Origin of the sequence: Desulfatitalea alkaliphila, from assembly GCF_022968795.1 — a bacterium.
Lineage (GTDB): Bacteria > Desulfobacterota > Desulfobacteria > Desulfobacterales > Desulfosarcinaceae > Desulfatitalea > Desulfatitalea alkaliphila.
Window position 1 is genome coordinate 1 of record NZ_JALJRB010000037.1, and the last position, 23,437, is coordinate 23,437.

Below are 23,437 nucleotides of genomic sequence, written 5' to 3' on the forward strand. Positions count from 1 at the left end.
TATCGAGTAGAAAGATAGACCCATGATTATGAACGCCAAAATCCGGATCAGGTTGAAGGCCTACGACCACAAGCTGCTGGACCAGTCCGCTACGGATATCCTGGACACTGCGCGCAAAACCGGCGCCAAAGTGGTGGGACCCATTCCGTTGCCGACCAAGATCAACAAATTTTGTGTGTTGCGGTCGCCCCATGTTGATAAAAAGTCCCGGGAACAGTTCGAGATGCGGACCCACAAGCGGGTGTTGGACATTCTCGAACCGACCCAGCAGACGGTCGACGCTCTGATGAAGCTGGATCTCTCCCCGGGCGTGGATGTGGAGATCAAACTGTAGGGTAGGGATGAATAGCCATGTGCAAAGCACTGATCGGTAAAAAATTGGGGATGACAAGCGTGTTCACGTCTGACGGCCGGTATATTCCAGTGACGGTGATTCAGGCCGGTCCCTGCGTCGTGACACAGATCAAAACCGAGGCCAGCGACGGGTACAACGCCCTGCAGTTGGGGTTCGAAACCAAGAAAGCCGGCAAAACCAAGAAGCCGCAGCAAGGCCATTTTGAGAAAAGCGGCGGCGAATGCTTCGCCCGTTTGAAAGAGGTCGAAGTGGAGGATCCCGCCGGCTATACGCTGGGCCAGAGCGTCGGGCCCGATCTGTTCCGGATCGGCGAGAAGATCGATGTGGTCGGCACCACCAAAGGGCGCGGTTTCGCAGGTGTGATCAAGCGCCACGGCTTCGGCGGCGGCCGGGAGACCCACGGCGGCAAGTGCCATCGTATCCCCGGGTCCATCGGTTGCAGCGCATGGCCTTCCAAGGTGTTCAAAGGCAAGAAGATGCCGGGACGCTATGGTCAGGATCGGCAGACGGTACGGAATTTGGAAATCGTCGATATCCGGCCGGAAAACAATTTGATTCTGGTCAAGGGACCCGTTCCGGGCCATCGTCAAGCGCTGGTGATGATACAGAAACTGAAATTTGCAAAAAAGGATTAACCGGTGCCCCAGAGGGCCGATACGGCCGGCCCGGCAGCGCCGCGGTCCCGCCGGTCCCGAACGAGGAAGCGTATGGCAACTGTAGATGTGATCAATATTCAGGGTGATAAGGTATCCCAGGCCGAGCTGTCGGACGCCATTTTCGATGTGCCGATCAACACAGCGGTATTGCACCAGGTGGTCAAGGCGCAATTGGCCAATCGCCGAGCCGGCACGGCCAAGGTCAAGAACCGTTCCGACGTCGTCGGCAGTACCCGTAAGCTATACCGCCAGAAAGGGACCGGCCGTGCTCGCCGAGGCGACATCAAGTCTCCGCTGTTGCGCGGTGGTGGCGTCATCTTCGGGCCTCATCCGCGCTCCTATGCGCAGAAGGTGCCCAAGAAAGTGCGCCGGATGGCATTGAAAATGGCGTTGAGCAGCAAATTGAAGGATGCGGAACTGATGGTGCTCGACCGGCTTGAGCTGGATGAGATCAAAACAAAGGCGTTCGTTGCCGCTTGCGACAATGTGCAAGCCAAAAACGCGCTGATCGTGACCGCCGAGCAGGATCGCCATTTGGAGCTGTCCGCCCGTAATGTGCCGGGTGTCAAGGTGCTGCGCTGTGAAGGCCTCAATGTCTACGACATACTCAAGTATGAAAAGCTGGTGCTGCTTGAGGGGGCCATCAAGGGCATCGAAGGGAGACTGCTCTCATGATCAACTACGATGTTATCAAAAGGCCGATCATCACGGAAAAGACCAACACGCAGAAGGACACCGCCAATCAGGTGACCTTCGAAGTGGATCCGCGGGCCAACCGCATCGAGGTGCAGCGTGCGGTCGAGAAAATATTCAACGTGAAAGTGGCCGAGACCCGCACCATGCACGTGCGCGGCAAATTCAAACGGCGTGGGCGAATTCTGGGCAAGCGGCGCGACTGGAAAAAGGCCATCGTCACATTGAAGCCGGGAGAACGGATCGAGTTCTTCGAAGGGGCTTAAGTTTAGGAGTTCGTGCAGATGGGAATCAAAAGAGTAAATCCGACATCGGCCGGTCGACGGTTTCAGACCTTCTCTTCATTTGAGGAGATCACCAAAACCACGCCGGAAAAGAGTCTGATCAAGATTCTGAAGAAGAGCGGCGGCCGTAACAGCTACGGGCGTATCACCACCCGGTGGCGCGGCGGTGGGAACAAGCGTTTCTATCGCATCGTCGATTTCAAGCGGGACAAGGACGGCATCCCCGCCAAGGTGGCCGCCATCGAATACGATCCCAATCGCAGTGCCCGTATCGTTCTGTTGCACTATGTCGATGGCGAGAAACGCTACATTCTCGCTCCGCTGAACATTCAGGTCGGTGATATGGTCATGTCCGGCCCGCAGGCCGACATCAAGCCCGGTAATGCGTTGCCCCTGGCCAACATTCCTTTGGGCACGCACATTCACAACATCGAATTGCGCCTGGGCAAGGGCGGACAAATCGTTCGCAGCGCCGGTACTTATGCTCAGCTGATGGCCAAAGAGGATCGCTATGCACTGGTCAAATTGCCTTCCGGCGAAGTGCGTCGGGTCCTGCTCAAATGCAAGGCGACCATCGGCCAACTGGGCAACGTTGAGCACGAAAACATCTCTTTCGGTAAAGCCGGGCGTGTGCGTTGGCTCGGGCGCCGTCCAAGGGTGCGCGGCGTGGCCATGAACCCGGTGGACCACCCCATGGGCGGCGGCGAAGGCCGCTCTTCCGGTGGCCGGCACCCCTGTTCGCCATGGGGTATGCCTACCAAGGGGTATCGGACGCGCAAGAACAAATCGACTGATCGCTATATCGTTAAACGGAGAAAATAATCAGTTGCGAGGCCATGGGCGGCACTCGGGCGGCAAATCCGGTCTGCATCGGGGCGGAACGCCGATTTTGAACAGGCTGCACAGGGCACAGGAGACGTTATGCCACGGTCATTGAAAAAAGGTCCGTTTATTGAAGACAAACTGATGCGCAAGGTGTTGGTCGCCCAGGAAACACGGAGCAACCGGGTGATCAAGACCTGGTCGCGGCGCTCGACCATCGTTCCCGAAATGGTGGGGCTGACACTGGCCGTGCACAATGGCCGCAAATTCATTCCGGTGTTTGTGAGCGAAAACATGGTGGGGCACAAACTGGGAGAATTTTCACCAACCCGAACCTTTTTCGGTCATGCAGCGGATAAGAAATCCAAAAAGAGATAGGCAAGGGTTATAGGAGTGGCAATCATGCAGGTTAAAGCAGTCGCCCGATATGTGCGCATTTCACCGCAAAAAGTTCGCCTGATCGTCGATGCCGTCAAGGGCAAGCCGGTTGAAAAGGCGCTGGCAACGGTTCAGTTCATGCCCCAAAAAGCCGCCGGCATCGTCGAAAAGGTCCTGCGCTCGGCTGTGGCCAACGCCGATCAGTACTCCGATGTGGATATCGACGAGCTGGTGGTGGGCAATCTGATCGTCGACGCAGGCCCCACCTTCAAGCGGTTTCGGGCCAGGGCCCGCGGACGTGGGACGCGCATCTTAAAACGGACCAGTCATGTGACGGTCATTTTGACCGATTCGGCGTTGTAACAAGGAGGAGGTAACAGCTTGGGCCAGAAAGTCAATCCCATTGGATTAAGGCTGGGTATCGTAAAGACCTGGGACTCCCGTTGGTACTCGGACAAGAAGTATGCCGAGTACATCGAACAGGATTTCAAACTGCGCAATTTCGTCAAGAAGAAACTGTTTCATGCCGGTATTTCGCGTATTGAGATCGAACGCTCGGCCAAACGTATCCGGTTGCGCATCTTCACCGCACGGCCCGGCATCGTGATCGGTAAGAAGGGCAGCGAGATCGAGCGGCTTAAGCAAGAATTGGAAAAGAAGGTCGCCCAGGAAGTGTTGATCGATATTCAGGAAGTCCGCAAACCGGAGATTGACGCCCAGCTGGTGGCGGAAAATGTGGCCATGCAACTCGAGCGCCGGGTCGCTTTCCGGCGTGCCATGAAGAGAGGCGTGACATCGGCCATGCGGTTCGGATCCCAAGGGATCAAAATCATCTGTTCCGGTCGTCTCGGCGGCGCTGAAATGGCCCGCACCGAATGGTACCGTGAAGGTCGTGTGCCGCTGCACACCCTGCGTGCCGATATCGACTACGGCTTCACCGAAGCCAGGACCACTTACGGCGTCGTCGGTGTAAAGGTCTACATCTTCAAGGGTGAAATCTTAGTGAAAGACCAGGCTCAGGCCGAAAGTTAGTCGAACCCAAAAGGGGCCGGCGGGTACCCAGTGCGCACGCGACATCCAGAAGCGACTGCGTTGAACCAGGAGATAGGTCGTTATGCTTAGTCCAAAAAAAATCAAGCACCGCAAACAGATGAAAGGCCGGATGCGGGGGCTGGCACGTCGAGGGTCCGCCTTGAACTTCGGTGAATATGGATTGCAAGCCGTCGACTGCGGCTTCGTCAGTGCCAAACAAATAGAAGCAGCCCGTATCGCCATGACACGGCACGTTAAGAGAGGCGGAAAAATCTGGATCCGTATCTTTCCCGACAAGCCGTTGACCAAAAAGCCGGCTGAAGTGCGCATGGGCAAGGGCAAGGGGGCTCCCGACTCCTGGGTGGCCGTTATCCGACCCGGCCGGGTATTGTACGAGATGTCCGGCGTTACCAAAGAGATGGCGCAGGAGGCATTGCGACTTGCGGCGCACAAGCTCTCCGTGAAGACGCGGATCGTCGAGAGGAGCGAATTAATATGAAAGCCGAAGAAGTCAGGGCGCTCAGCCGCGGCGAATTGCAGCAAAAGATCACCGAGCTGAAGCAGCAGCTTTTCAATCTGCGGTTTCAGAAGGGCATGGGGCAACTGGAAAACCCGCGCAAAATCAAGCAGACGCAAAAGGATATCGCTCGTATCCATACGGTTCTGAACGCAACGGCGGGTAACCCCAAGAATACGGATCAGGGGCGCATATGATGAATACACGTGGCATGAAAAGACAGGTGGTGGGCACCATTGTCAGCAATAAAATGGACCGTACGGTGGTGGTTGTCGTCGAATGGCTGGATAAACATCCGATTTACAAAAAGTATGTTCGGCGCAAGCACAAATATGTTGCTCACGACCAGGACAACCAAGGCCAGATCGGCGACCGGGTGATCCTCACGCAGTCCCGGCCTTTGAGCAAAACCAAGCGTTGGCGCGTCAGCCGCATCATCGAAAAGGCGGAATAGGATAAAAGGGATAAGGCCATGATTCAGAGCGAAACCAGACTTACCGTGGCGGATAACTCGGGTGCACGCGTCTTGTACTGCATCAAAGTGCTGGGCGGATCGCGCCGCCGCTATGCCGGCTTGGGCGATGTGATCGTCGTATCGGTCAAGGACGCCATTCCCAACGCCAAGGTCAAAAAGGGCGACGTGTACAAGGCCGTCGTGGTGCGCACCGCTAAAGAAGTGCGCCGCCCCGACGGATCCTACATCCGTTTCGACGATAACTCGGCGGTGTTGATCAACAACCAACGCGAACCATTGGGTACCCGTATCTTCGGACCGGTGGCGCGCGAATTGCGCGCGAAGCGGTTCATGAAGATCGTTTCGCTGGCCCCCGAGGTTCTTTAGCGATGGAGTCACTTCCTATGCAGCGACATAAATGTAAATTGAAGAAAAACGACAAAGTGAAGGTCATTGCCGGCAAGGACAGTGGCAAGATCGGCAAGGTCCTCAAGGTGGACCGCAAGAAACAGCGCATCATGGTGGAGAACATCAACATCATCAAGCGCCACCAGCGCCCGAGCGCCCAGAATCGGCAAGGCGGCATTCTGGAGACCGAAGCGATGCTGGACTGGTCCAACGTCATGTTGATGTGCAACAAGTGCGTCAAGCCGGTGCGGGTGAAAATGCAGACCCTCGACGACGGTAAGAAAGTGCGCGTGTGCCGCAAATGCAATGAGCAGATCGATGCCTGATGCTTGCCGCTAGGGGCTCGGTCTTGCGGAGGAATGGAATGTCACAGCTGCAAAAAATGTACGAAGAACAGGTTGTTCCCAAACTCAAGGAGAAATTCAATTTGGGCAATATTCACCAAGTGCCCAAGATTGAAAAGGTTGTCCTGAATATGGGGTTGGGAGAGGCCATACAGAATATCAAGATTCTCGAAGCGGCCGTTGATGAACTGACGAACATCGCCGGTCAGCGACCGGTGGTGACGCGCGCCAAGAAATCCATAGCGGCGTTCAAACTCAGAGCCGGCATGCCCATCGGCTGTATGGTGACGCTCAGGCGCAAGCGGATGTACGATTTCCTGAACAAGTTGATCAATGTCGCCCTGCCGCGCGTAAGGGACTTTCGCGGGATCTCCGCCAAGGCTTTCGACGGCGCCGGCAATTACTCCCTGGGTATCAAGGAACAGATCATCTTCCCGGAGATCGATTACGACAAGATTGATAAAATCAAGGGCATGAACATCACCATCGTCACCAGCGCCAAAACCGACGAACACGGGCGTGAACTGCTGAGCCTGCTGGGAATGCCATTTCGCAAATAGAGCGTGGGTTGAAGGAGGAAATCTTGGCCAAGACATCTTTACGCATGAAAGCGCAACGCAAGCCCAAATTCAGTGTCCGGGCGTACAACCGTTGCCCCCTGTGCGGGCGGCCGCGTGCGTTTATCCGCAAGTTCGGCATCTGCCGCATCTGTTTTCGAAACATGGCATCTCAGGGGAAATTACCGGGCGTCGTGAAATCAAGCTGGTAGCCGATGCTGCGGCAAGACACGCCTTAACGGCTGCAAATGCGCAAATTAATTATGTTTAACGGAGAATAGAATGGCGACCACCGATCCAATTGCCGACATGCTGACTCGGATCCGCAATGCCGGGAAGGCCAAAATGAACAGTGTGGACATACCCGGTTCCCGGATCAAGACCGAAATGGCCAAAGTGATGAAGAACGAAGGGTATATCCGCAACTACAAATTCATCAAGGACGGCAAACAGGGTATTTTGCGGGTTTACCTGAAATACGGGGACGATCAGAAGCACATTATCCTCGAAATGAAGCGCGTCAGCAAACCTTCCCGAAGGGTTTACCTGGGCTGCAGCGATATTCAGCCGGTTTTCAATGGATTGGGTGTGGCCATCCTGTCGACACCGAAAGGCATCCTGACCGACAAGCAGGCGCGCAAGGAGAATGTGGGTGGCGAGATTCTCTGTACCTTGTTCTAAGGATGCGGGGGCAATGCCACAGGCAATCGGCGCCACCGCCTTCGCGGTAATGAATGCGCAACGGATAAACGACCCAAGCGGGGAGACGGCAGGGACGCAGTGTCCCCCCTGCCGCCGCCAGATGCATCACAGAGGTGGAAAAGATGTCGCGAGTAGGTAAAAAACCTATCGATGTACCCGAAAAGACCACGGTCTCCTACAAGGAAGGCATGGTGACGGTGCAGGGCAAGAACGGTTCGTTGGCCTTGCAACTTCACCCCGCCATCGACCTGAAAATCGAGAAAGAGCGGATCGACGTCGTGCTCAAAGACACGGATGATCGTAAGACGCGGGCCTTGCAGGGGATGACCCGCAGTCTGGTGGATAATATGGTCACCGGCGTCAGCAAGGGATTCGAACGGGTGCTGGAGATCAACGGTATCGGGTATCGGGCCGAAGCCAAAGGCAAAAGCCTGGTGCTCAATTTGGGGTACTCCCACCCCATCGAGTTCGCTTTGCCTGATGGCGTTGCGGCTGTTGTCGAAAAAAACAATGTGATTAAACTGACCGGCATCGACAAGCATTTATTAGGGCAAACCGCTGCGCGCATCAGGCAATTGCGACCGCCTGAACCCTACAAGGGCAAAGGGATCAAATACGCGGAAGAGTACATTCAACGCAAGGCCGGCAAGACCGGTACCAAATAGGCGGCCGGCCTGTTCGACGGCCCGGGTTGAATCGGGTTGCCACAAAGGACCATTCGGCCGATAAAGCAGATGGGGTTCATCATGAGTTCGACAAATCCAAAAGAAGTGGCGCGGATCAAACGCCAGACGCGCATTCGCAAAAAAATCAGAGGTACCGGCGAACGGCCGCGATTGTCCGTTTTCAGGAGTGCGCGGCACATCTACGCACAAGTGATCGATGATACGGCCGGCGCCACGCTGGTGACCGCTTCGACCGTGGAAGGCGCTTTCAAAGAACAATCCAAGTTTGAAAGCAAAACAGCCGCCGCCAGTTTCATCGGCAAATTGGTAGCTGAACGTGCCATGGAAAAAGGCATCAAAAAGGTCGTCTTTGATCGCAATGGGTTTTTGTATCACGGTCGGGTAAAAGCCATATCCCAGGGTGCGCGCGAAGCGGGTCTGGAATTTTAAACCCACGGGCACAACGTTTATAAGGAGGCAAGCCCTTGTTTAAGCAAGATGTCGAGGAAACTCAATTAATTGACAAGGTGGTCCATATTAGCCGCGTGGCCAAGGTGGTCAAGGGCGGGCGTCGTTTCAGTTTCAGCGCCATCGTCGTGGTCGGGGACGGACAGGGCAACGTCGGTTTCGGTTTGGGCAAAGCCGGTGAAGTGCCGGAGGCCATTCGCAAGGGCGTTGAGAAGGCCAAGAAGCGCATGGTAAAGGTGCCATTGAAGGAAGGCACCATTCCATATACGATCGTCGGCCGTTTCGGAGCCGGCAAGGTACTGCTCAAACCCGCAGGCGAGGGAACAGGCGTCATCGCCGGCGGTGCGGTGCGTGCCGTGCTCGAAGCCGTAGGCATCCAGAACATCTTGACCAAGTGCATGGGTACCAACAATCCCCACAATGTGGTGCGGGCGACGGTTGAAGGGCTTCGCAGCCTGCAGAGCAAAGAGCAGGTGGCGGCGCGTCGGGGCTTGCAGGTGGAAGCAATCTAGAGCAAAGGGCAATGGAAATGGCTGGAAAAATTAGCATCACCCTCAAAAAGAGCATGATCGGCAAACCCGAACAACAGCGCAAGGTGCTGCGCGGCATGGGGTTGACCAAGCTGAACAAAACCGTTCAGCTGGAAAACACGCCGGCCATACGGGGGATGATTCAAAAAGTATCGCACCTGGTAGAGGCTGAGGAGATCCAATCATGAGGCTGCACGATCTGAAACCGGCCGCGGGCTCGACCACACAGCGCAAGCGCAAGGGACGCGGCGTCGGCTCAGGACTGGGAAAAACCGCCGGCCGCGGCAGCAAGGGGCAAAATGCACGCTCCGGCGGTGGCGTACGGGCGGGATACGAGGGCGGTCAGATGCCTCTGCATCGACGTCTTCCCAAGCGGGGTTTTACCAATATTTTCAAAAAAGAGTTCGCGGTGATCAATGTGACCGATCTGGCAAAATTCGAATCGGGCAGCACCGTGGATCCGGCCGCACTGGTGGACAAGGGACTTTTGAAGGGCAGACGCGACGGTGTCAAGCTGCTCGGACAAGGCGATATCAGTGTCCCGTTAACGGTTAAACTCAATGCCATCAGCCGTGTTGCCCGGGAAAAAATTGAAGCGGCCGGAGGCACCGTAGAGGTTATATAAATGATAGGCAGCGGATTCGGCAATATATTCAAGATCCCCGAACTTCGGCGTCGTATCTTTTTCACGCTGGGGTTGCTCATCGTCTATCGCATCGGCGTCTATGTGCCTACACCGGGTATCGATGCCAGTGCATTGCGAGACATGTTCGATGCCATGCAGGGGACCATCTTCGGGGTGTTCAATATGTTTACCGGCGGTGCATTGGAACAGCTGTCGGTGTTCGCTTTGGGCATCATGCCGTACATCAGCGCCTCCATTATCCTGCAACTGTTGACCGTGGTGATTCCCCATTTGGAGGAGTTGAAAAAAGAGGGTGAACAGGGACGCAAGAAGATTACCCAGTACACCCGCTACGGAACCGTCGTGCTGAGTGTGATCCAAGGTTTCGGCATGGCCGTCGGATTGGAAAGCATGCAATCTCCCACCGGCGCACCGGTCGTTTTCGATCCGGGTTGGGGTTTCCGACTGATGACCGTTATCACCCTTACCGCCGGTACCGCATTCATCATGTGGCTTGGTGAGCAGATCACGGAACGGGGCATCGGCAACGGCATATCGTTGATCATCTTTGCCGGTATCGTCGCCAGCATGCCGTCGGCCATCGCCAATACATTCCGGCTGGTACAACAAGACGAGCTGGGCATCTTCACCGTTCTGGTCATCCTGGTGCTGATGGTGGTCGTTGTCGGGTTCATTATTTTTGTGGAGCAGGGCCAGCGGCGTATTCCGGTACAATACGCCAAACGGGTGGTGGGGCGTCGCATGTACGGCGGGCAAAGCACCCATCTGCCGCTGAAGATCAACTCGGCAGGCGTGATACCGGCGATCTTCGCGTCGTCCATCATAATGTTTCCCGCAACCATCGCTCAATTCGCCAACGTGGGCTGGCTCAAAGGCATCGCCGACATGATGCATCCCACAAGCATTTTGTATAATCTGCTGTATGTCGCTTTCATCATTTTTTTCTGCTACTTTTACACTGCGGTGACTTTCAACCCGGTGGATGTGGCCGACAACATGAAAAAGCACGGTGGGTTCATTCCCGGCATCCGCCCCGGTAAGCGCACGGCGGATTACATTGACCGGGTTTTGACGCGGATCACCCTCGGGGGCGCCATCTACGTTTCGGCCGTATGTGTGTTGCCGACGATTTTCATTTTGCAGTTCAATGTTCCCTTCTATTTCGGCGGCACTGCACTTCTGATTGTGGTGGGCGTTTCCATCGATACCGTGTCGCAGATGGAATCACATATGCTCAGCCGTCATTACGAGGGTTTCTTAAAAAAGGGCGGCATCAAAGGTCGGCGTTAAACGGCGGATTATCAGTCGGGAGTCGACTGACAGCGGAAGGGCCCGGGATCAGGGGGGGACATGGCCAAAGAAGAAGCGATCAGGGTGGAAGGCATCGTTCTCGAAACATTGCCCAACGCAATGTTCAAAGTGGAACTGGAAAACAAGCACCAGGTATTGGCCCACATCAGTGGCAAGATGCGCATGCATTTCATCAAGATTTTACCGGGTGACAAGGTGACCGTCGAACTGTCGCCCTATGACTTGAGTCGTGGCCGGATTACTTATCGATCGAAGTAAGGCGATTGCAAATGCCGTTCAGCGCGACCCAGCGGAACATCAGCAGCCGATCAGGCCTCGGGGCAGCGGCTTTTAGAACAGAGGAGCAACCAAGCAATGAAGGTCAGGGCATCGGTAAAAAGAATCTGTAGCAAATGTAAAATTGTGCGCCGCAAAGGTGTTGTGCGGGTCATCTGCCAGAACAAGCGGCACAAGCAAAGACAAGGGTAAAGGTCTTTCCAATCAGGAGAAAGAGGAGGAATCGCTTTGGCACGAATTGCAGGTGTTGACTTACCGAGGCGCAAAAGGATCGAGATCGGCCTGACCTATATTTACGGGATCGGACGATCCGCGTCCAAGAAAATACTGGAAGAGTCCAGCGTCGATCCGAACATGAGCACGGACGATTTGACCGATGCGGAAATCAACAGCATCCGCAAGGTGATCGACAGCCATTTCAAGGTGGAAGGCGAGCTACGCACGGAAGTTTCAATGAATATCAAGCGGTTGATGGACCTTGGCGCTTATCGTGGGCTGCGTCATCGCCGGGGGTTGCCGGTTCACGGGCAGCGCACCAGCACCAACGCCCGAACGCGCAAGGGGCCCAAGCGTACCGCCGTCAAGAAAAAGGGCGCCGCCAAGAAGAAGTAGCCATTCAACAGTTAAGGGACGCTAAGAGATGCCTAGAAAAACGCGGACGAAGAAAAAAGAGAAGAAAAATATCGCCAATGGTGTGGTGCACATTCAGTCGACGTTCAACAACACCATCATCACCATTACCGACACGGCCGGCAATGTGGTCTCCTGGTCCAGCGCCGGCGTGATGGGGTTCAAGGGGTCGCGTAAAAGCACGCCCTTCGCCGCTCAGTTGACCGCCGAAGACGCCGTCAAAAAGGCGATGGAACACGGCATGCGCAATGTGGAGGTTTATGTGAAGGGACCCGGTTCCGGGCGCGAATCGGCGCTACGCTCCCTCCAGGCCGCCGGATTCAACGTTACGCAAATTCGCGACGTAACCCCCATCCCCCATAATGGATGCAGGCCACCGAAAAGGCGCAGAGTATAGGCCGGCATCGGGACGTCATTAACATCTGCTGCATTGCTAAAGGAGGCAATATTGGCACGCTATACAGGCTCGGTATGCAGAATTTGCCGAAGGGAAAACCTCAAGCTGTTTCTCAAGGGAGACCGCTGCTACTCGGATAAGTGCGCGTTTGATCGCCGCAGCTACGTCCCCGGCGAACATGGTCAACGACGCCGGGGTAAAACATCGGATTACGGCATTCAGCTGCGTGAAAAACAGAAAGTCAAGCGCATGTACGGGCTGTCGGAAAAGCAATTCCGTCTGGTCTTCAAGGCGGCTGACCGCGGTACCGGTATTACCGGAACCCGTTTATTGGTCCTTTTGGAGCGTCGCCTGGACAATGTGATCTACCGGCTCGGATTTGCCAATTCGCGCACCCAGGGGCGGCATTTCGTGCTTCACAACCATTTTCTGGTAAATGGTAAAAAGGTCAACATTCCGTCCTATCTGATCAAGGTGGGGGATGAGATAACCGTCACTGAAAAAAGCAAAAAGGTACAGGCCATCAACGATTCGTTGGAAGCGGTGGTCCGTCGGGGTGTCCCCCAGTGGCTGGAGTTGGAAAAGGACCAAATGAAAGGGATGGTCAAGGGGCTACCGGACCGCGATGAACTGACCATGCCGATTCAAGAGCAGCTGATTGTCGAGCTTTACTCCAAGTAAGGCCTTCGCGGCAATTACGGTTGCAGGATGGAATCGTGACGGTATTGTATTATTATAAAAACTTTATGCTGGAGAATGGGTAATGGCATCGAATGAATTAAGGAACATCAACTGGCGCGAAATGATCAAGCCGGAAAGAGTCCAAGTATCCAGCACACCTAACTACGGCAAATTTGTGTGTGAGCCTTTGGAACGAGGCTACGGCATGACCATGGGCAACACGCTGCGCCGCGTGATGCTCTCTTCGCTCCATGGAGCGGCCATCACCTCGATTCGGATCGAGGGCGTGGAACATGAATTCAGTGCCATTCCCGGTGTCCTGGAAGACGTTTCCGAGATCATATTGAACTTGAAACAGGTGCGGTTGAAAACCAAGGATGCTCAGCCGCGACGGTTGACTTGCCAAGCGGAAGGGGAATCCGTCGTAACCGCAGGCCGGTTTGTCAGCCCTGATGGTGCCGTGGAAGTGCTCAATCCGGAAAGCCACATTGCAACTTTATCCGGCCAAGGGCGTTTGAAGATGGAGATGACCGTTCGGGTCGGCAAAGGGTACGCATTGTCCGAAGCCAACAAAGAGGAAGACGCCCCCATCGGTACCATCCCCATTGACGCGGTTTTTTCGCCGATCAAACGGGTCAATTACGTGGTCGGCAACGCTCGCGTCGGTCAGCGCACAGACTATGATAAGTTGACCCTCGAAGTATGGACCGACGGCAGTGTGACGCCGGAGGACGCCGTGGCTTTCGGTGCCAAAATCTTCAAGGATCAGATGTCCATCTTCATCAATTTCGAAGAAGAAGGCGAGTCGGAGGAGGGGCGTGGATCTGGCGATGATGAACCGATGGAGTTCAACGAAAACCTCTATCGGAGCGTGGATGAACTGGAGTTGTCCGTGCGCAGCGCCAACTGCTTGAAGAATGCTGAAATCCACAAAATTTACCAGCTGGTTCAAAAAACCGAAAACGAGATGCTCAAAACCAAGAATTTCGGCCGAAAATCCCTCAACGAGATCAAGGAAGTGCTTTCGGAAATGGGATTGTACCTGGGCATGAAAATTGACGGTTTCGTCCTGCCGCCGGAAGAAGTCGAGGAATCCGGCGAAGAAGAAGGGGAGTAGTCATTTCCATGAGACATAGAAAAGTCGGAGTCAAACTCAACCGGACCACCAGTCACCGCCAGGCCATGTTTCGCAACATGGTGACCTCCTTGCTCAAGCATCAACGCATCCGCACCACCGATGTTAAGGCCAAGGAGCTGCGGCGGTGGGCCGACCACGTCATCACACTCGCCAAGCGGGGCGATCTGCACGCCCGACGCCAGGTGCTTGCCATCGTACGCGAAAAGGATGTGGCCCATAAACTGTTCGCCGAGGCCCAAGAGCGTTTCGGCAACATCAACGGCGGCTACACGCGGATCGTCAAGATCGGTTTGCGCGCCGGCGACGCTGCCCCTATCTCGCTTATCGAACTGGTCGCCTTGCAGGAAAAGGCACCCAAAGGCAAGAAGAAGGCCAAGAAAGGCGGTGAGAAAGCCATGCCCGAAGCGCCTAAGCCCGCCGCCACCGCTGCAGCGGAAAAGACGGCTGCTCAAAAGCCGGCAACAGAGGTCGCACCGGAAACGCTCGACACGGCAGTCGACGAAGCAGTGACCGACACTGCGGCACCACAAGCCGAAGCGTCGGCAAACGACACGCCCGCTCGTGAACCGGATGCGGAGAGCAGCGAAACGCCCTCTGGCGACGAATCCGAGGCACCTGAAAAAAAGTAGCTCATTCCATCACGACCAGTGATCAAGGCCCTTTTACGCGAAATGCGTAAAAGGGCCTTTGTACATATGTACCTTCCCCCTGCATAACCCCATTTCGCTTTGCCGCTGCGCGTCATCGTTTGTCCGTTGTCATGGGCCCGCATATCGGCACACAAGTCGTTGTTCGGATCCACTTCCAGTGCCGCCATCGAAATAGTTTGAATGACGGCCCTTTTTTTGCCATATTATTTCAAGCATCCCCACGCGAGCATGAGGCAGAGCGATACCTATGTATAACAATTTTTTCGGATTTCGGGAAAAGCCGTTCAAGCTGGTGCCCAATCCCGATTTTCTCTATCTGAGCAGAAGCCACCAGATTGCGCTGGCACACCTGACTTACGCCGTCGATCAGGGAGATGGGTTTGCCGTAATCACCGGCGAGGTGGGTACGGGCAAGACAACCCTGTGTCGCATTTTTCTCGAGCGGCTGGATGCCGATACCGAATCGGCCTATATTTTCAATCCCAAACTCGATTCAGTGCAGTTGCTCAACACCATCTGCAACGAATTCGGGATTCGCACCAATCACGGCACGGTCAAGCAACTGCTCGATGTGATCAATGGCTACCTGATCCTGAAAAACCAGGCGGATCGCAAGGTTATCCTCCTGATCGACGAAGCGCAGAACTTGAGCATCGAAAACTTGGAAATGGTGCGCATGCTCTCCAACCTGGAGACCACCCGCTCCAAACTGCTGCAGATCATCCTTGTCGGCCAACCGGAGTTGGCCGACAAACTGGACTCTTACGAGCTGCGGCAATTGTCCCAGCGGATCTCTCTCAGCGCCCATTTGACCCCCTTGAGCTTTCAGGAAACCACCGGTTACATTCAGCACCGTGTCAATATTGCCGCCCAGCGACAATTGGCGCTGTTCACCCGGGGGGCGTGCCACGCCATTTTTCAATACAGCCGTGGCATTCCGCGACTGATCAACATCGTTTGCGATCGTTCATTGTTGACCGCATACAGCCTCGAAAGCAGCAGGGTGACGACCGCTATCGCCCGGCAGGCCATTGCGGAGATCGCAAGCCGCGGCCGGGTATTGCCGCGTTCGCCCCGCCGCTGGACGGCCTGGTTGGCCGGTGCCGTCGGTGCCGTTATGGTGCTGAGCGTGCTGTTTGCCAACATTCAATCGACGACCTCTCGATCACGGTCCGGGGACGACGGTGAAAGGGTCGATCAGGCCGCCACCTATCCCATTCGCCTGCCGGAGCGCAGTGAGTCCGCAACAGCTGTCTCCGGGCAGCCCGTTACCACCCCCGACACACCCACGGCGCGTCAACCGGGTGAGCCGCTCGGGGAGGGCAGGGTTGCAGCGACCTCTCCGGAGCGCATCGATGCGATCATCGAAAGCCTGCAGCAACAACCCTCCCGAATGGAAGCGGTCACCGCATTGCTGGCTCTCTGGGGGCAACCGGCACCCCATCCGGCGCAATTGCCGACAATGGTCAGCGACCAGGAATTTTTCGATATCGCCGCACATCAGTATGGCTTGCGCGCCTATTCGGTGCAGTGGGACTGGGCGCTGATTCGGCAGCTGGATTTGCCGGCCATCGTGGCTTTCCGCTATCCCGGTCGGCAGCAGGTGGGCTACATGACACTGACCCGTTGGGAGGACGGCCTCATGCATCTTTCCCTCGGCCCGCAGGGGCAATTCCTGCAAGCCGACCTGCAAGGGCTGACACCCTATCTGCAAGGCGCGGTGCATGTTTACTGGAAAAACATCACCCAATTCGACGGGATCGTTTCCCAGGCGTCACCGGAAGGAGCCATCGCCACGGTCAAGTCGATGCTGCGTCGTGCCGGATATGGTCAACTCGGCAGCGACACGGTGTTCGATGCCGACACCCGGCGGATGGTGATCGATTTTCAGATGCGCCACAACCTGATCCCCGATGGTTTGGTGGGACCCGTCACCAAAATGCTGCTGATCAAGGCGACCGGTGCGGTCGAGGCACCCCGATTATTGGTTGATTTGGGGACAAAGGGGGGCGCTTGAGTACCATTTTGCAGGCGTTGAAACGGCTTGAGCAAGAACAGCCGTCGCGGCAGGGGGGTGCCCCGGACAGCGATCCGCAAGGGTTCGACCCCCGGCACGTCTTGCATCTTTCCGTCCAAGGGGACCGCCGTCGGCGCCGATCGGTCATGGGGTCGGCAGCGGTGCTGCTGGCCCTGGTCCTATGCGCCGGGGGCCTGCTTTATATGCGACAGCGACCATCGGTTGAACCACCCATCGCACCAACGCAAGGGCAGCAGCCCACCGCCATCGCCATGGGCGGCGGCGAGCAAGCGGTGTCGGCCCCGGAGATCACACCCGAGTCGACCGCTGTGCCGCCTGCATTCGATTCGAGCCTGCCGGTCCAAATCCCGACCGGCCCTATCGGCGACCGACCCCTGCGACGCACGGAAACCATCGCAAGCAGACAGGGCGATCCCCGCCCTCCTACCGCCGATGCCGTGATCCAGCCGGCCCCGCCATTGATTCCGGAGACCCTTGAGGAACGGCTGGACGATGCGGTCGCCGTGGTACCGGGCACCGGTGACGGTCGCCCAGCCGTCGGCAACCCTTATGCAGGTGCAGCCCCCTTGCACGATGAACGTCTGAAGGTGCAAGCCATTGTCTGGTCCGCCAACGCCGCCGATCGCATGGCGGTCATCAATAACCGTGTGGTGCGCGAGGGCATGGTGGTGGAAGGTTTTGCCGTGGTCGCCATCGGCGAGGCGGTCATTTACTTGCGCGAAAGCGGGCGCGTCTGGCAAGCCCGATTCGGCAGTCCCTAGGCCATATGTTCAACGCTTACCGACGCCACCGGACACCTCCGGTCGCCGGTGACAGGCCGGCAACACGGATCGATGGGCGAGAAGTCCCCCTCCGGCAAGCACCCACACCCCTTTGCCATTGATTCCACGCCCCTTTTGCGTTAAACACAGTAGCCATCAACCTATTGAATAGATTCGGGGGCATTGCCTCGATCGATGCAGCAGCCAGGAGACGGTGCTTTCATGGATGCATCTCACATCCTGCGAGACAAAGTGATATTGGTGGTCGATGATGAACCCGACGTGCTGGACACGGTGGCCGATGTGTTGGCCGGTTCCCTGATCACCAAGGCGCGGGATTTCGAAACCGCCCGCCAATACCTGATGGGGTACTCCTATGACATCGTCGTGCTGGACATCATGGGGGTCAATGGGTTTGAGTTGCTTAAACTTTCAGTCCGCCGGGGATTTCCCACCGTCATGCTCACCGCCCATGCTTTGACGCCGGAAGCGCTGGAAACCTCTATTCGCCTGGGGGCGGTCAGTTTCCTGCCCAAAGAAAAAATGGGTGAACTGGACGAATTTCTTGCCGATGTGGTCTTGGGGGGCAACAAGCCGGTATGGGAACAGCTGTTCAGTAAGCTGGGCAACTTGTTCAATCGAAGGTTCGGCCCGGATTGGCGGGAGCGCAATCACTTTTTCAAAACGTTCGAAGCCGCCTTGAAGGCCGACAGCCATGTCGATCCCGACGCGGTGGCACCAACGCATATGCAAAAGGAGGAGAGCTGATGAACAGGTTTGGCAGGTATTTGGCAATGTTGTTGTTGGTTTGCGTGGTTGTGCTGGTTTGGGGGCTTGGCACGGCGCCGGCGGATTATAAAGTCGGCGCCATTTTCTCGGTTACCGGACCGGCATCTTTTTTAGGGGATCCGGAAAAAAAGACCGCCGAGATGGTGGTGGCGCAAGTCAATGCGGCCGGCGGTATCGACGGTAAAAAAATTCAACTGATCGTCTACGATGACGAAGGGGACGCCACCAAGGCCAATCTCTACGCCCGGCGACTACTCACCCAGGACCGGGTGACGGCGGTGATCGGGCCGTCGCAAAGCGGACTGACCATGGCGATCATTCCCTTGTTCGAACAGTTCAAAACCCCGTTGATCTCCTGTGCGGCCAGCCACAAAATCGTGTACAACGAGAAGACCGGCAAACCGTACCATTGGGTCTTCAAGACGCCCCAATCGGACAGCATGGCCGTTGAAGCCATTTACGCGCAGATGGGTAAGATGGGCATCCAGCGCATCGCCATCATGAGCGTCACTTCGGGATACGGCGCCAGCGGACGGGAAGAGTTGCTGCGCATCGCCCCGGAATACGGCATCGAAATCGTCGCCGACGAGAAGTACGATCCGCGGGACACCGACATGACCGCCCAGTTGACCAAAATCCGCGCGCTTGCGCCCCAGGCCATCGTCAACTGGTCCATCGGTCCCACGCAGGTCATCGTGCTGCGCAATTGGCGCGAGTTGGGCATGGAGAAAATCGCCTTTTTCCAGAGCCATGGCTTTGGCAGCCGTCAGAACATTCAACTGGCGGCCGGTGCCGCCGAGGGCGTGTATCTCCCCTTGGGCGCCGGCAACATCGCTGAAATTCTCCCCGACGATCACCCGCAGAAAGAGGTCACCATGACCTACCTTGCGGAGTACACCGCCAAGTTCAACGAACCGGTCAGCGCCTTCGGCGGGTACAGCTGGGATGCCATGCATCTGGTGATCGATGCCTTGCGGGCGGTGGGCGACGACAAGGCCAAAATCCGGGATCACATCGAAAACCGTAAAAACTTCGTGGGGCAACAGGGGGTTTACAACTTCTCTGCCGACGATCACAACGGACTGACCAAAGATGCCTTTTTGATGGTGGTGGTCAAAGACGGCGATTGGACTCTGGTGGAATAACCGAGCGGAAAAGGCGGCATGGAATCCTTCACCCTCACCCAACAACTGTTGCAATTCATGGTGACCGGACTGACCATCGGTTCCATCTACGCCATGGTGGCCATCGGATTCAACATCATCTACAATGTCACCGAGGTGCTCAACCTGGCCCAGGGGGAGTTCGTCATGTTGGGGGGGCTGATCATGGTCTCTTTGCATGTCGCCCTGGGATTGCCGCTGGTGGCGGCCTTCGCCGCCACCGTGGCCACGGTGACGGTGGTCGGGATGCTCCTGGATCGACTGGCCATTCGACCCGTGCGCCAACCCACCGTGATGTCCCTGATCATCGCCACAGTGGCGGCTTCCATGATCTTCAAGGGCTTGGCCATGCTCATTTGGGGCAAGAACCCCTACGACCTGCCGGCCTTTTCCGGCCGCGAACCCATCCTGCTGGGCGGACTGGTGATCCAGTCCCAATACCTGTGGGTCATCGGCTTCATGGTACTGGTAACCGTCTTGCTGGCCCTTTTTTTCAATCGCACCATTCTGGGCAAAGCCATGCGGGCCTGTTCCGACAATGGCGCCGCCGCCCGCCTGGTCGGCATCAACACCCAACAGATGGTGTTGCTCGCTTTTGCCGTTTCGGCGGCCATCGGCGCTGTGGCCGGTATCACCTTGACCCCCATTGCGTTGATGGATTACGACCGCGGGGCCATGCTCGCCATCAAGGGGTTTGCCGCCGCCATCCTCGGTGGTCTGGGCAGTTTCCCGGGTGCCATCCTGGGCGGCATCATCCTGGGGTTGATCGAATCCTACGGCGCCGGGCTGCTTTTGTCCGGCTACAAGGATGCCTATGCGCTGATCGTCCTGTTGCTGGTGCTGTTTTTACGCCCCAGCGGTATTCTGGGGGGCATGGCCGCCGCCCGGTCCAAGAGGGTTTAGTCCAATGCTGCGGATCCACAAACCCCCCATGGCCGTCGGTGCCGTCGCCATCGCCGTGTTGCCCTTGATCATGGGGCGCGTGCCGGCTTTGGAGCACTATCCATTGCTGATGGTGTTCGCCGGCATTTACTGTCTGCTGACCATCGGCTTGAGCCTGTTGATGGGCTATGCCGGTCAAATCTCCTTGGGCCACGCCGCCTTCTACGGAATCGGCGCTTACACCTCGGGAGTGTTGACCGTCCACTTCGGCCTCAATCCCTGGTTGTGCATTCTGGCCGGGGCGTTGTTGGCCGCCCTGGTGGCCCTGGCCATCGGTACGCCGGCCCTCAAGCTTCAAGGCCACTACCTGGCCATGGCCACCCTGGCCTTCGGCATCATCGTGAACATCGTTTTCCGCGAAGAGGTGCGCTGGACCGGCGGACCGGACGGCCTTATCGGAATTCCCATGCTGTCGCTCTTCGGGTTCCACTTCGATGCCATCGTCAAATACTACTATCTGGTGTGGGCGGTGGTCGCGGGTGCCTTTGTGTTCAGCGCCAACCTGCTGCAATCCCCTGTGGGACGCGCCTTGCGGGCCATTCACACCAGCGAAGCGGCCGCCGGCGCTATGGGCATTCCCATCGCCCGGTACAAGGTGACGGTGTTCGTCATCGCAGCGGTTATGGCCGCCCTGGGCGGCAGCTTGTACGCCCACTTCATGAACTTTATCAACCCCGGCACCTTCGATCTCTTTTTTTCGATCCAATTGATTCTGATGATCGCCCTGGGGGGCATGCACAGCATATGGGGCGCCATGGTCGGTGCCATTCTGATCGCTTTTTTGAGTTTCGAGTGGCTGCACCATTTCGGCGAGTGGGAAATCGTGGTGTACGGTCTTGTGCTGTTGGTGGTCACCATCTTCTTTCCCAAGGGGCTGGCCGGTTTGCCGAAGATGGTAACGGAGCGGATACGGAGATAGATTGTGGCGCAGGCGCGGGCAGGCGAAACCCTTTTGGAAACGACCGATCTGGTAATGGCCTTCGGCGGGCTGACCGCTTTGATGGACATCCACCTGCAGGTGCGCAAAGGCACCATCAAGGCCATCATCGGCCCCAACGGAGCGGGCAAAACCACCCTGTTCAATATCATCACCGGACATCTGGCACCCACCGAAGGGGAGGTGCGTTTCAAGGATCGGGTGATCAGCGGCTGCAAACCTCATCAGATCGCCGCCCTCGGCATCTCACGCACCTTTCAGACCGTCGAGCTGTTTTCCAATATGACGGTGCTGGAAAACATCATGACCGGTCGCCATCTGCGCATCGGCACCGCCTTCTGGCGTTGTGGACTGGGTTTGCCGGGTATGCGGCGCCAGGAGCGACGAGTGGCGCAAGAGGCCATGGAGCTGCTGGCTTTCATCGGCCTGGCCGATAAAAGTCACCATATGGCCGGCAGCCTGCCCCTGGGAGAGCAGAAGCTTCTGGAGATCGGCCGTGCATTGGCCACCGATCCGGCATTGGTGTGCCTGGACGAACCGGCCGCCGGGCTCAACGAAACGGAATCGGAAACCGCCGCCCGCCTTATCGCGGCCATCAAAGAGCGGGGGATCACCGTCCTGCTGGTAGAGCACGACATGAAGGTGATCATGAACATCTCGGACGAAATCATGGTGCTCAACTACGGTGCCCGGATCGCCGACGGCGTGCCCACCGAAATCCAGAACGATCCGCGGGTCATCGAGGCCTACCTGGGAGATGGGAGCGGCCTATGAGCAAAACCGCAGCGCCCTTGCTGGCGATCGAACAGCTGACCGCCGGATACGGCCCCATCACCGCCATCAAGGGGGTTTCCCTGGCGGTAACAGCGGGGCAGGTAGTGTCCATCATCGGCGCCAACGGCGCCGGCAAGACCACCCTGCTCAAGGCGGTTTCCGGTATGAATCGGGCCACAAGGGGTCGAATTGTATTCAACGGCCGTGAGATCACCCGTTTGGCGGCCGACCGCATCGTGTCCCTTGGCTTGTCCCAAGTGGCCGAAGGTCGCCAGATATTCGCCCACATGAGTGTGGCGGACAACATCGAATTGGGGGCTTACCTGTTTCACAGGCAACGCAAGCGGCAATTGATCGACGAGGGCAAAGAGGCCGTTTATACCATGTTCCCCGTTCTCGCCAAGCGGGCCGGACAGATCGCCGGCACCCTTTCGGGCGGGGAGCAACAAATGCTGGCCATTGCCCGCGCGCTGATGGCGCGGCCCACCCTGCTGCTGCTCGACGAGCCCTCCATGGGGCTGGCCCCCTTGATTGTGCGGGATATATTTCGTACCATTGAACAGCTCCACGCCGGCGGCACCACCATCTTGCTGGTGGAGCAGAACGCCCGGGCCGCACTGCAGGTCGCGGACTATGCCTATGTGTTGGAGACCGGTCGCGTGGTGCTCGAAGGACCGGCGCGGCAGTTGGCGGACGATCCCAAGGTCAAACGTGCCTATCTGGGGATCGGTTGAACACAGGCCGTGTCAGGCCAGCGGGTGGAAGGGAAGAAACGGCCGGTGCAATGCCGGCGATGATAGCGGGTGCGGGATGCGCGGGAGTCCTTGCCGGAACCGCTTGTCGCAAGTGGAGAAGATCGGTGGGGCGGGTCTTTTTTTTTGTGCCCGCAGGTGAAGATAATTTATTTTTTAAGGGAGATCCGTATCGTGGATGAGGATGTGCGTGCGCGAACGCAGGAAGTGGCGGCGCTCTATTTCGAGGGCGTCACAGAAGAAAAACCCTTTGATCTCTGGCGCTCTTTCGATCCGGAGTTGGGCAAACAGCTCTCCTTGTTCATAACCGGCCGGATGTATGGTCGGGAAAAGGTCGATCACCCCACGCGTCAGTTGATCACCGTGGCGGTACTCACCGTCCTGGGGCGCGGCGAAGAGTTGAAGTTGCACATTCTCGCCGCCCTCAATGTGGGTTGCCCACCGCGGCAAATCGCCGAAGCGATCTTCCAGACGTTCACCTATGCCGGTATCCCCACCGTCAACCTTGCGTTGAAGGTATTCAGGGAAGTACTGCAGGAAAAGGGCATGTGGCCCATCGAAAAGTGATGCTGAATCAAGCGGGACGTTTCAAGTGGCGCCATGGGTGCGTCTTCCGGTCGTGTTGGTTGGTGCGATACCTTCATGACGGGGGCGGCGGCCAAAAGCAACAAAATGATGGGCCGCACC

The 23,437-nt window shown here is 57.0% G+C and carries 38 protein-coding genes; all 38 read left to right on the plus strand.

Features of this window, described 5'->3' with window-relative positions; all coding sequences use genetic code 11:
* The first annotated feature begins 22 nt into the window (after positions 1-22).
* The 38 genes from rpsJ (at position 23) to MRX98_RS20385 (ending at position 23,317) form a co-directional block, all read left to right on the plus strand.
* Positions 23-334, plus strand: coding sequence for a 30S ribosomal protein S10 (gene rpsJ / locus MRX98_RS20200; protein WP_281432454.1), 312 nt, complete (start codon positions 23-25; stop codon positions 332-334).
* 17 nt (positions 335-351) lie between these two features.
* Positions 352-990, plus strand: coding sequence for a 50S ribosomal protein L3 (gene rplC, locus MRX98_RS20205; RefSeq protein WP_246914450.1), 639 nt, complete (start codon positions 352-354; stop codon positions 988-990).
* 72 nt (positions 991-1,062) lie between these two features.
* Positions 1,063-1,686 (plus strand): 50S ribosomal protein L4, encoded by a 624-nt coding sequence (gene rplD / locus MRX98_RS20210; RefSeq protein WP_246914452.1) that lies wholly within the window; start codon positions 1,063-1,065, stop codon positions 1,684-1,686.
* Positions 1,683-1,970 (plus strand): 50S ribosomal protein L23, encoded by a 288-nt coding sequence (rplW, locus tag MRX98_RS20215; RefSeq protein ID WP_246914454.1) that lies wholly within the window; start codon positions 1,683-1,685, stop codon positions 1,968-1,970. Before rplD ends, rplW begins: the two co-directional genes overlap by 4 nt.
* Positions 1,971-1,988: 18 nt before the next feature.
* Positions 1,989-2,810, plus strand: coding sequence for a 50S ribosomal protein L2 (gene rplB / locus MRX98_RS20220; protein WP_246914456.1), 822 nt, complete (start codon positions 1,989-1,991; stop codon positions 2,808-2,810).
* A gap of 99 nt (positions 2,811-2,909) precedes the next feature.
* Positions 2,910-3,188 (plus strand): 30S ribosomal protein S19, encoded by a 279-nt coding sequence (rpsS, locus tag MRX98_RS20225; protein ID WP_246914458.1) that lies wholly within the window; start codon positions 2,910-2,912, stop codon positions 3,186-3,188.
* Between the two features lie 24 nt (positions 3,189-3,212).
* The gene (gene rplV, locus MRX98_RS20230) at positions 3,213-3,551 is read left to right on the plus strand and encodes a 50S ribosomal protein L22 (RefSeq protein ID WP_246914467.1); all 339 of its coding nucleotides are present in this window, start codon (positions 3,213-3,215) and stop codon (positions 3,549-3,551) included.
* Between the two features lie 18 nt (positions 3,552-3,569).
* Positions 3,570-4,220, plus strand: a complete 651-nt coding sequence (gene rpsC / locus MRX98_RS20235) for a 30S ribosomal protein S3 (RefSeq protein ID WP_246914470.1) — start codon at positions 3,570-3,572, stop codon at positions 4,218-4,220.
* Between the two features lie 82 nt (positions 4,221-4,302).
* Positions 4,303-4,719, plus strand: a complete 417-nt coding sequence (gene rplP, locus MRX98_RS20240) for a 50S ribosomal protein L16 (RefSeq protein WP_246914472.1) — start codon at positions 4,303-4,305, stop codon at positions 4,717-4,719.
* A complete protein-coding gene (gene rpmC, locus MRX98_RS20245; RefSeq protein ID WP_246914474.1) occupies positions 4,716-4,934 on the plus strand; it encodes a 50S ribosomal protein L29 in 219 nt (72 codons plus the stop codon). The genes rplP and rpmC overlap by 4 nt, the downstream gene beginning before the upstream one ends.
* On the plus strand, positions 4,931-5,191 hold the full coding sequence (rpsQ, locus tag MRX98_RS20250; RefSeq protein WP_425523902.1) for a 30S ribosomal protein S17: 261 nt from the start codon (positions 4,931-4,933) through the stop codon (positions 5,189-5,191). Before rpmC ends, rpsQ begins: the two co-directional genes overlap by 4 nt.
* 18 nt (positions 5,192-5,209) lie before the next feature.
* The gene (rplN, locus tag MRX98_RS20255) at positions 5,210-5,578 is read left to right on the plus strand and encodes a 50S ribosomal protein L14 (protein WP_246914475.1); all 369 of its coding nucleotides are present in this window, start codon (positions 5,210-5,212) and stop codon (positions 5,576-5,578) included.
* A gap of 17 nt (positions 5,579-5,595) precedes the next feature.
* Positions 5,596-5,925 carry a 50S ribosomal protein L24 gene (gene rplX, locus MRX98_RS20260; protein WP_246914484.1) on the plus strand — a complete coding sequence of 110 codons (330 nt, stop codon included), beginning with the start codon at positions 5,596-5,598 and terminating at the stop codon, positions 5,923-5,925.
* 38 nt (positions 5,926-5,963) lie between these two features.
* On the plus strand, positions 5,964-6,503 hold the full coding sequence (gene rplE, locus MRX98_RS20265; protein WP_246914486.1) for a 50S ribosomal protein L5: 540 nt from the start codon (positions 5,964-5,966) through the stop codon (positions 6,501-6,503).
* 23 nt (positions 6,504-6,526) lie between these two features.
* Complete coding sequence (locus tag MRX98_RS20270; protein WP_246914499.1) at positions 6,527-6,712, plus strand: type Z 30S ribosomal protein S14; 186 nt, start codon at positions 6,527-6,529, stop codon at positions 6,710-6,712.
* A gap of 70 nt (positions 6,713-6,782) precedes the next feature.
* A complete protein-coding gene (gene rpsH, locus MRX98_RS20275) occupies positions 6,783-7,181 on the plus strand; it encodes a 30S ribosomal protein S8 (protein WP_246914508.1) in 399 nt (132 codons plus the stop codon).
* A gap of 143 nt (positions 7,182-7,324) precedes the next feature.
* Positions 7,325-7,867, plus strand: coding sequence for a 50S ribosomal protein L6 (gene rplF, locus MRX98_RS20280; protein ID WP_246914510.1), 543 nt, complete (start codon positions 7,325-7,327; stop codon positions 7,865-7,867).
* Positions 7,868-7,948: 81 nt separating this feature from the next.
* Entirely contained in the window at positions 7,949-8,317 is a 369-nt protein-coding gene (rplR, locus tag MRX98_RS20285; RefSeq protein ID WP_246914582.1) for a 50S ribosomal protein L18, read from the plus strand.
* A gap of 35 nt (positions 8,318-8,352) precedes the next feature.
* Complete coding sequence (gene rpsE / locus MRX98_RS20290) at positions 8,353-8,847, plus strand: 30S ribosomal protein S5 (protein WP_246914512.1); 495 nt, start codon at positions 8,353-8,355, stop codon at positions 8,845-8,847.
* Positions 8,848-8,864: 17 nt separating this feature from the next.
* Positions 8,865-9,053 carry a 50S ribosomal protein L30 gene (gene rpmD, locus MRX98_RS20295; RefSeq protein ID WP_246914514.1) on the plus strand — a complete coding sequence of 63 codons (189 nt, stop codon included), beginning with the start codon at positions 8,865-8,867 and terminating at the stop codon, positions 9,051-9,053.
* Positions 9,050-9,490, plus strand: a complete 441-nt coding sequence (gene rplO / locus MRX98_RS20300; RefSeq protein ID WP_246914516.1) for a 50S ribosomal protein L15 — start codon at positions 9,050-9,052, stop codon at positions 9,488-9,490. The genes rpmD and rplO overlap by 4 nt, the downstream gene beginning before the upstream one ends.
* Positions 9,491-10,801 carry a preprotein translocase subunit SecY gene (secY, locus tag MRX98_RS20305; protein ID WP_246914518.1) on the plus strand — a complete coding sequence of 437 codons (1,311 nt, stop codon included), beginning with the start codon at positions 9,491-9,493 and terminating at the stop codon, positions 10,799-10,801. It abuts the gene before it with no gap.
* 60 nt (positions 10,802-10,861) lie between these two features.
* The gene (gene infA / locus MRX98_RS20310) at positions 10,862-11,080 is read left to right on the plus strand and encodes a translation initiation factor IF-1 (RefSeq protein ID WP_246914520.1); all 219 of its coding nucleotides are present in this window, start codon (positions 10,862-10,864) and stop codon (positions 11,078-11,080) included.
* Between the two features lie 96 nt (positions 11,081-11,176).
* The gene (gene rpmJ / locus MRX98_RS20315) at positions 11,177-11,290 is read left to right on the plus strand and encodes a 50S ribosomal protein L36 (protein ID WP_246914522.1); all 114 of its coding nucleotides are present in this window, start codon (positions 11,177-11,179) and stop codon (positions 11,288-11,290) included.
* A 36-nt stretch (positions 11,291-11,326) separates the two neighbouring features.
* Positions 11,327-11,710 carry a 30S ribosomal protein S13 gene (rpsM, locus tag MRX98_RS20320; protein WP_246914524.1) on the plus strand — a complete coding sequence of 128 codons (384 nt, stop codon included), beginning with the start codon at positions 11,327-11,329 and terminating at the stop codon, positions 11,708-11,710.
* A 28-nt stretch (positions 11,711-11,738) separates the two neighbouring features.
* Positions 11,739-12,125 carry a 30S ribosomal protein S11 gene (rpsK, locus tag MRX98_RS20325; protein ID WP_246914526.1) on the plus strand — a complete coding sequence of 129 codons (387 nt, stop codon included), beginning with the start codon at positions 11,739-11,741 and terminating at the stop codon, positions 12,123-12,125.
* A gap of 51 nt (positions 12,126-12,176) precedes the next feature.
* Positions 12,177-12,806, plus strand: a complete 630-nt coding sequence (gene rpsD, locus MRX98_RS20330) for a 30S ribosomal protein S4 (RefSeq protein ID WP_246914528.1) — start codon at positions 12,177-12,179, stop codon at positions 12,804-12,806.
* A gap of 82 nt (positions 12,807-12,888) precedes the next feature.
* Positions 12,889-13,923, plus strand: a complete 1,035-nt coding sequence (locus MRX98_RS20335) for a DNA-directed RNA polymerase subunit alpha (RefSeq protein ID WP_246914531.1) — start codon at positions 12,889-12,891, stop codon at positions 13,921-13,923.
* An 8-nt stretch (positions 13,924-13,931) separates the two neighbouring features.
* Positions 13,932-14,573, plus strand: a complete 642-nt coding sequence (gene rplQ, locus MRX98_RS22290) for a 50S ribosomal protein L17 (protein WP_425523903.1) — start codon at positions 13,932-13,934, stop codon at positions 14,571-14,573.
* A gap of 268 nt (positions 14,574-14,841) precedes the next feature.
* Positions 14,842-16,611, plus strand: a complete 1,770-nt coding sequence (locus MRX98_RS20345) for an ExeA family protein (protein WP_246914533.1) — start codon at positions 14,842-14,844, stop codon at positions 16,609-16,611.
* Positions 16,608-17,393 (plus strand): hypothetical protein, encoded by a 786-nt coding sequence (locus MRX98_RS20350; protein WP_246914535.1) that lies wholly within the window; start codon positions 16,608-16,610, stop codon positions 17,391-17,393. Before MRX98_RS20345 ends, MRX98_RS20350 begins: the two co-directional genes overlap by 4 nt.
* A 222-nt stretch (positions 17,394-17,615) precedes the next feature.
* On the plus strand, positions 17,616-18,161 hold the full coding sequence (locus tag MRX98_RS20355) for a response regulator (RefSeq protein WP_246914537.1): 546 nt from the start codon (positions 17,616-17,618) through the stop codon (positions 18,159-18,161).
* The gene (locus tag MRX98_RS20360) at positions 18,161-19,327 is read left to right on the plus strand and encodes an ABC transporter substrate-binding protein (RefSeq protein ID WP_246914539.1); all 1,167 of its coding nucleotides are present in this window, start codon (positions 18,161-18,163) and stop codon (positions 19,325-19,327) included. The genes MRX98_RS20355 and MRX98_RS20360 overlap by 1 nt, the downstream gene beginning before the upstream one ends.
* Positions 19,328-19,345: 18 nt before the next feature.
* Positions 19,346-20,248: a branched-chain amino acid ABC transporter permease gene (locus tag MRX98_RS20365; RefSeq protein ID WP_246914541.1), complete on the plus strand. Its 903-nt coding sequence runs from the start codon at positions 19,346-19,348 to the stop codon at positions 20,246-20,248.
* A gap of 4 nt (positions 20,249-20,252) precedes the next feature.
* Entirely contained in the window at positions 20,253-21,206 is a 954-nt protein-coding gene (locus MRX98_RS20370; RefSeq protein WP_246914543.1) for a branched-chain amino acid ABC transporter permease, read from the plus strand.
* Positions 21,207-21,209: 3 nt separating this feature from the next.
* A complete protein-coding gene (locus MRX98_RS20375) occupies positions 21,210-21,998 on the plus strand; it encodes an ABC transporter ATP-binding protein (RefSeq protein WP_246914545.1) in 789 nt (262 codons plus the stop codon).
* Positions 21,995-22,732 (plus strand): ABC transporter ATP-binding protein, encoded by a 738-nt coding sequence (locus tag MRX98_RS20380; protein WP_246914547.1) that lies wholly within the window; start codon positions 21,995-21,997, stop codon positions 22,730-22,732. Before MRX98_RS20375 ends, MRX98_RS20380 begins: the two co-directional genes overlap by 4 nt.
* Before the next feature lie 192 nt (positions 22,733-22,924).
* Positions 22,925-23,317, plus strand: coding sequence for a carboxymuconolactone decarboxylase family protein (locus MRX98_RS20385; protein ID WP_246914549.1), 393 nt, complete (start codon positions 22,925-22,927; stop codon positions 23,315-23,317).
* Positions 23,318-23,437 lie beyond the last annotated feature (120 nt).

Excerpts from the sequence above, each read along its gene's own strand:
- rpsJ (WP_281432454.1), top strand. The coding sequence starts at position 23 with ATGATTATGAACGCCAAAATCCGGATCAGGTTGAAGGCCTACGACCAC.
- rplC (WP_246914450.1), top strand. The coding sequence starts at position 352 with ATGTGCAAAGCACTGATCGGTAAAAAATTGGGGATGACAAGCGTGTTC.
- rplD (WP_246914452.1), top strand. The coding sequence starts at position 1,063 with ATGGCAACTGTAGATGTGATCAATATTCAGGGTGATAAGGTATCCCAG.
- rplW (WP_246914454.1), top strand. The coding sequence starts at position 1,683 with ATGATCAACTACGATGTTATCAAAAGGCCGATCATCACGGAAAAGACC.
- rplB (WP_246914456.1), top strand. The coding sequence starts at position 1,989 with ATGGGAATCAAAAGAGTAAATCCGACATCGGCCGGTCGACGGTTTCAG.
- rpsS (WP_246914458.1), top strand. The coding sequence starts at position 2,910 with ATGCCACGGTCATTGAAAAAAGGTCCGTTTATTGAAGACAAACTGATG.
- rplV (WP_246914467.1), top strand. The coding sequence starts at position 3,213 with ATGCAGGTTAAAGCAGTCGCCCGATATGTGCGCATTTCACCGCAAAAA.
- rplP (WP_246914472.1), top strand. The coding sequence starts at position 4,303 with ATGCTTAGTCCAAAAAAAATCAAGCACCGCAAACAGATGAAAGGCCGG.
- rpmC (WP_246914474.1), top strand. The coding sequence starts at position 4,716 with ATGAAAGCCGAAGAAGTCAGGGCGCTCAGCCGCGGCGAATTGCAGCAA.
- rpsQ (WP_425523902.1), top strand. The coding sequence starts at position 4,931 with ATGATGAATACACGTGGCATGAAAAGACAGGTGGTGGGCACCATTGTC.
- rplN (WP_246914475.1), top strand. The coding sequence starts at position 5,210 with ATGATTCAGAGCGAAACCAGACTTACCGTGGCGGATAACTCGGGTGCA.
- rplX (WP_246914484.1), top strand. The coding sequence starts at position 5,596 with ATGCAGCGACATAAATGTAAATTGAAGAAAAACGACAAAGTGAAGGTC.
- rplE (WP_246914486.1), top strand. The coding sequence starts at position 5,964 with ATGTCACAGCTGCAAAAAATGTACGAAGAACAGGTTGTTCCCAAACTC.
- rpsH (WP_246914508.1), top strand. The coding sequence starts at position 6,783 with ATGGCGACCACCGATCCAATTGCCGACATGCTGACTCGGATCCGCAAT.
- rplF (WP_246914510.1), top strand. The coding sequence starts at position 7,325 with ATGTCGCGAGTAGGTAAAAAACCTATCGATGTACCCGAAAAGACCACG.
- rplR (WP_246914582.1), top strand. The coding sequence starts at position 7,949 with ATGAGTTCGACAAATCCAAAAGAAGTGGCGCGGATCAAACGCCAGACG.
- rpmD (WP_246914514.1), top strand. The coding sequence starts at position 8,865 with ATGGCTGGAAAAATTAGCATCACCCTCAAAAAGAGCATGATCGGCAAA.
- rplO (WP_246914516.1), top strand. The coding sequence starts at position 9,050 with ATGAGGCTGCACGATCTGAAACCGGCCGCGGGCTCGACCACACAGCGC.
- secY (WP_246914518.1), top strand. The coding sequence starts at position 9,491 with ATGATAGGCAGCGGATTCGGCAATATATTCAAGATCCCCGAACTTCGG.
- infA (WP_246914520.1), top strand. The coding sequence starts at position 10,862 with ATGGCCAAAGAAGAAGCGATCAGGGTGGAAGGCATCGTTCTCGAAACA.
- rpmJ (WP_246914522.1), top strand. The coding sequence starts at position 11,177 with ATGAAGGTCAGGGCATCGGTAAAAAGAATCTGTAGCAAATGTAAAATT.
- rpsK (WP_246914526.1), top strand. The coding sequence starts at position 11,739 with ATGCCTAGAAAAACGCGGACGAAGAAAAAAGAGAAGAAAAATATCGCC.
- MRX98_RS20335 (WP_246914531.1), top strand. The coding sequence starts at position 12,889 with ATGGCATCGAATGAATTAAGGAACATCAACTGGCGCGAAATGATCAAG.
- rplQ (WP_425523903.1), top strand. The coding sequence starts at position 13,932 with ATGAGACATAGAAAAGTCGGAGTCAAACTCAACCGGACCACCAGTCAC.
- MRX98_RS20345 (WP_246914533.1), top strand. The coding sequence starts at position 14,842 with ATGTATAACAATTTTTTCGGATTTCGGGAAAAGCCGTTCAAGCTGGTG.
- MRX98_RS20355 (WP_246914537.1), top strand. The coding sequence starts at position 17,616 with ATGGATGCATCTCACATCCTGCGAGACAAAGTGATATTGGTGGTCGAT.
- MRX98_RS20360 (WP_246914539.1), top strand. The coding sequence starts at position 18,161 with ATGAACAGGTTTGGCAGGTATTTGGCAATGTTGTTGTTGGTTTGCGTG.
- MRX98_RS20365 (WP_246914541.1), top strand. The coding sequence starts at position 19,346 with ATGGAATCCTTCACCCTCACCCAACAACTGTTGCAATTCATGGTGACC.
- MRX98_RS20370 (WP_246914543.1), top strand. The coding sequence starts at position 20,253 with ATGCTGCGGATCCACAAACCCCCCATGGCCGTCGGTGCCGTCGCCATC.
- MRX98_RS20380 (WP_246914547.1), top strand. The coding sequence starts at position 21,995 with ATGAGCAAAACCGCAGCGCCCTTGCTGGCGATCGAACAGCTGACCGCC.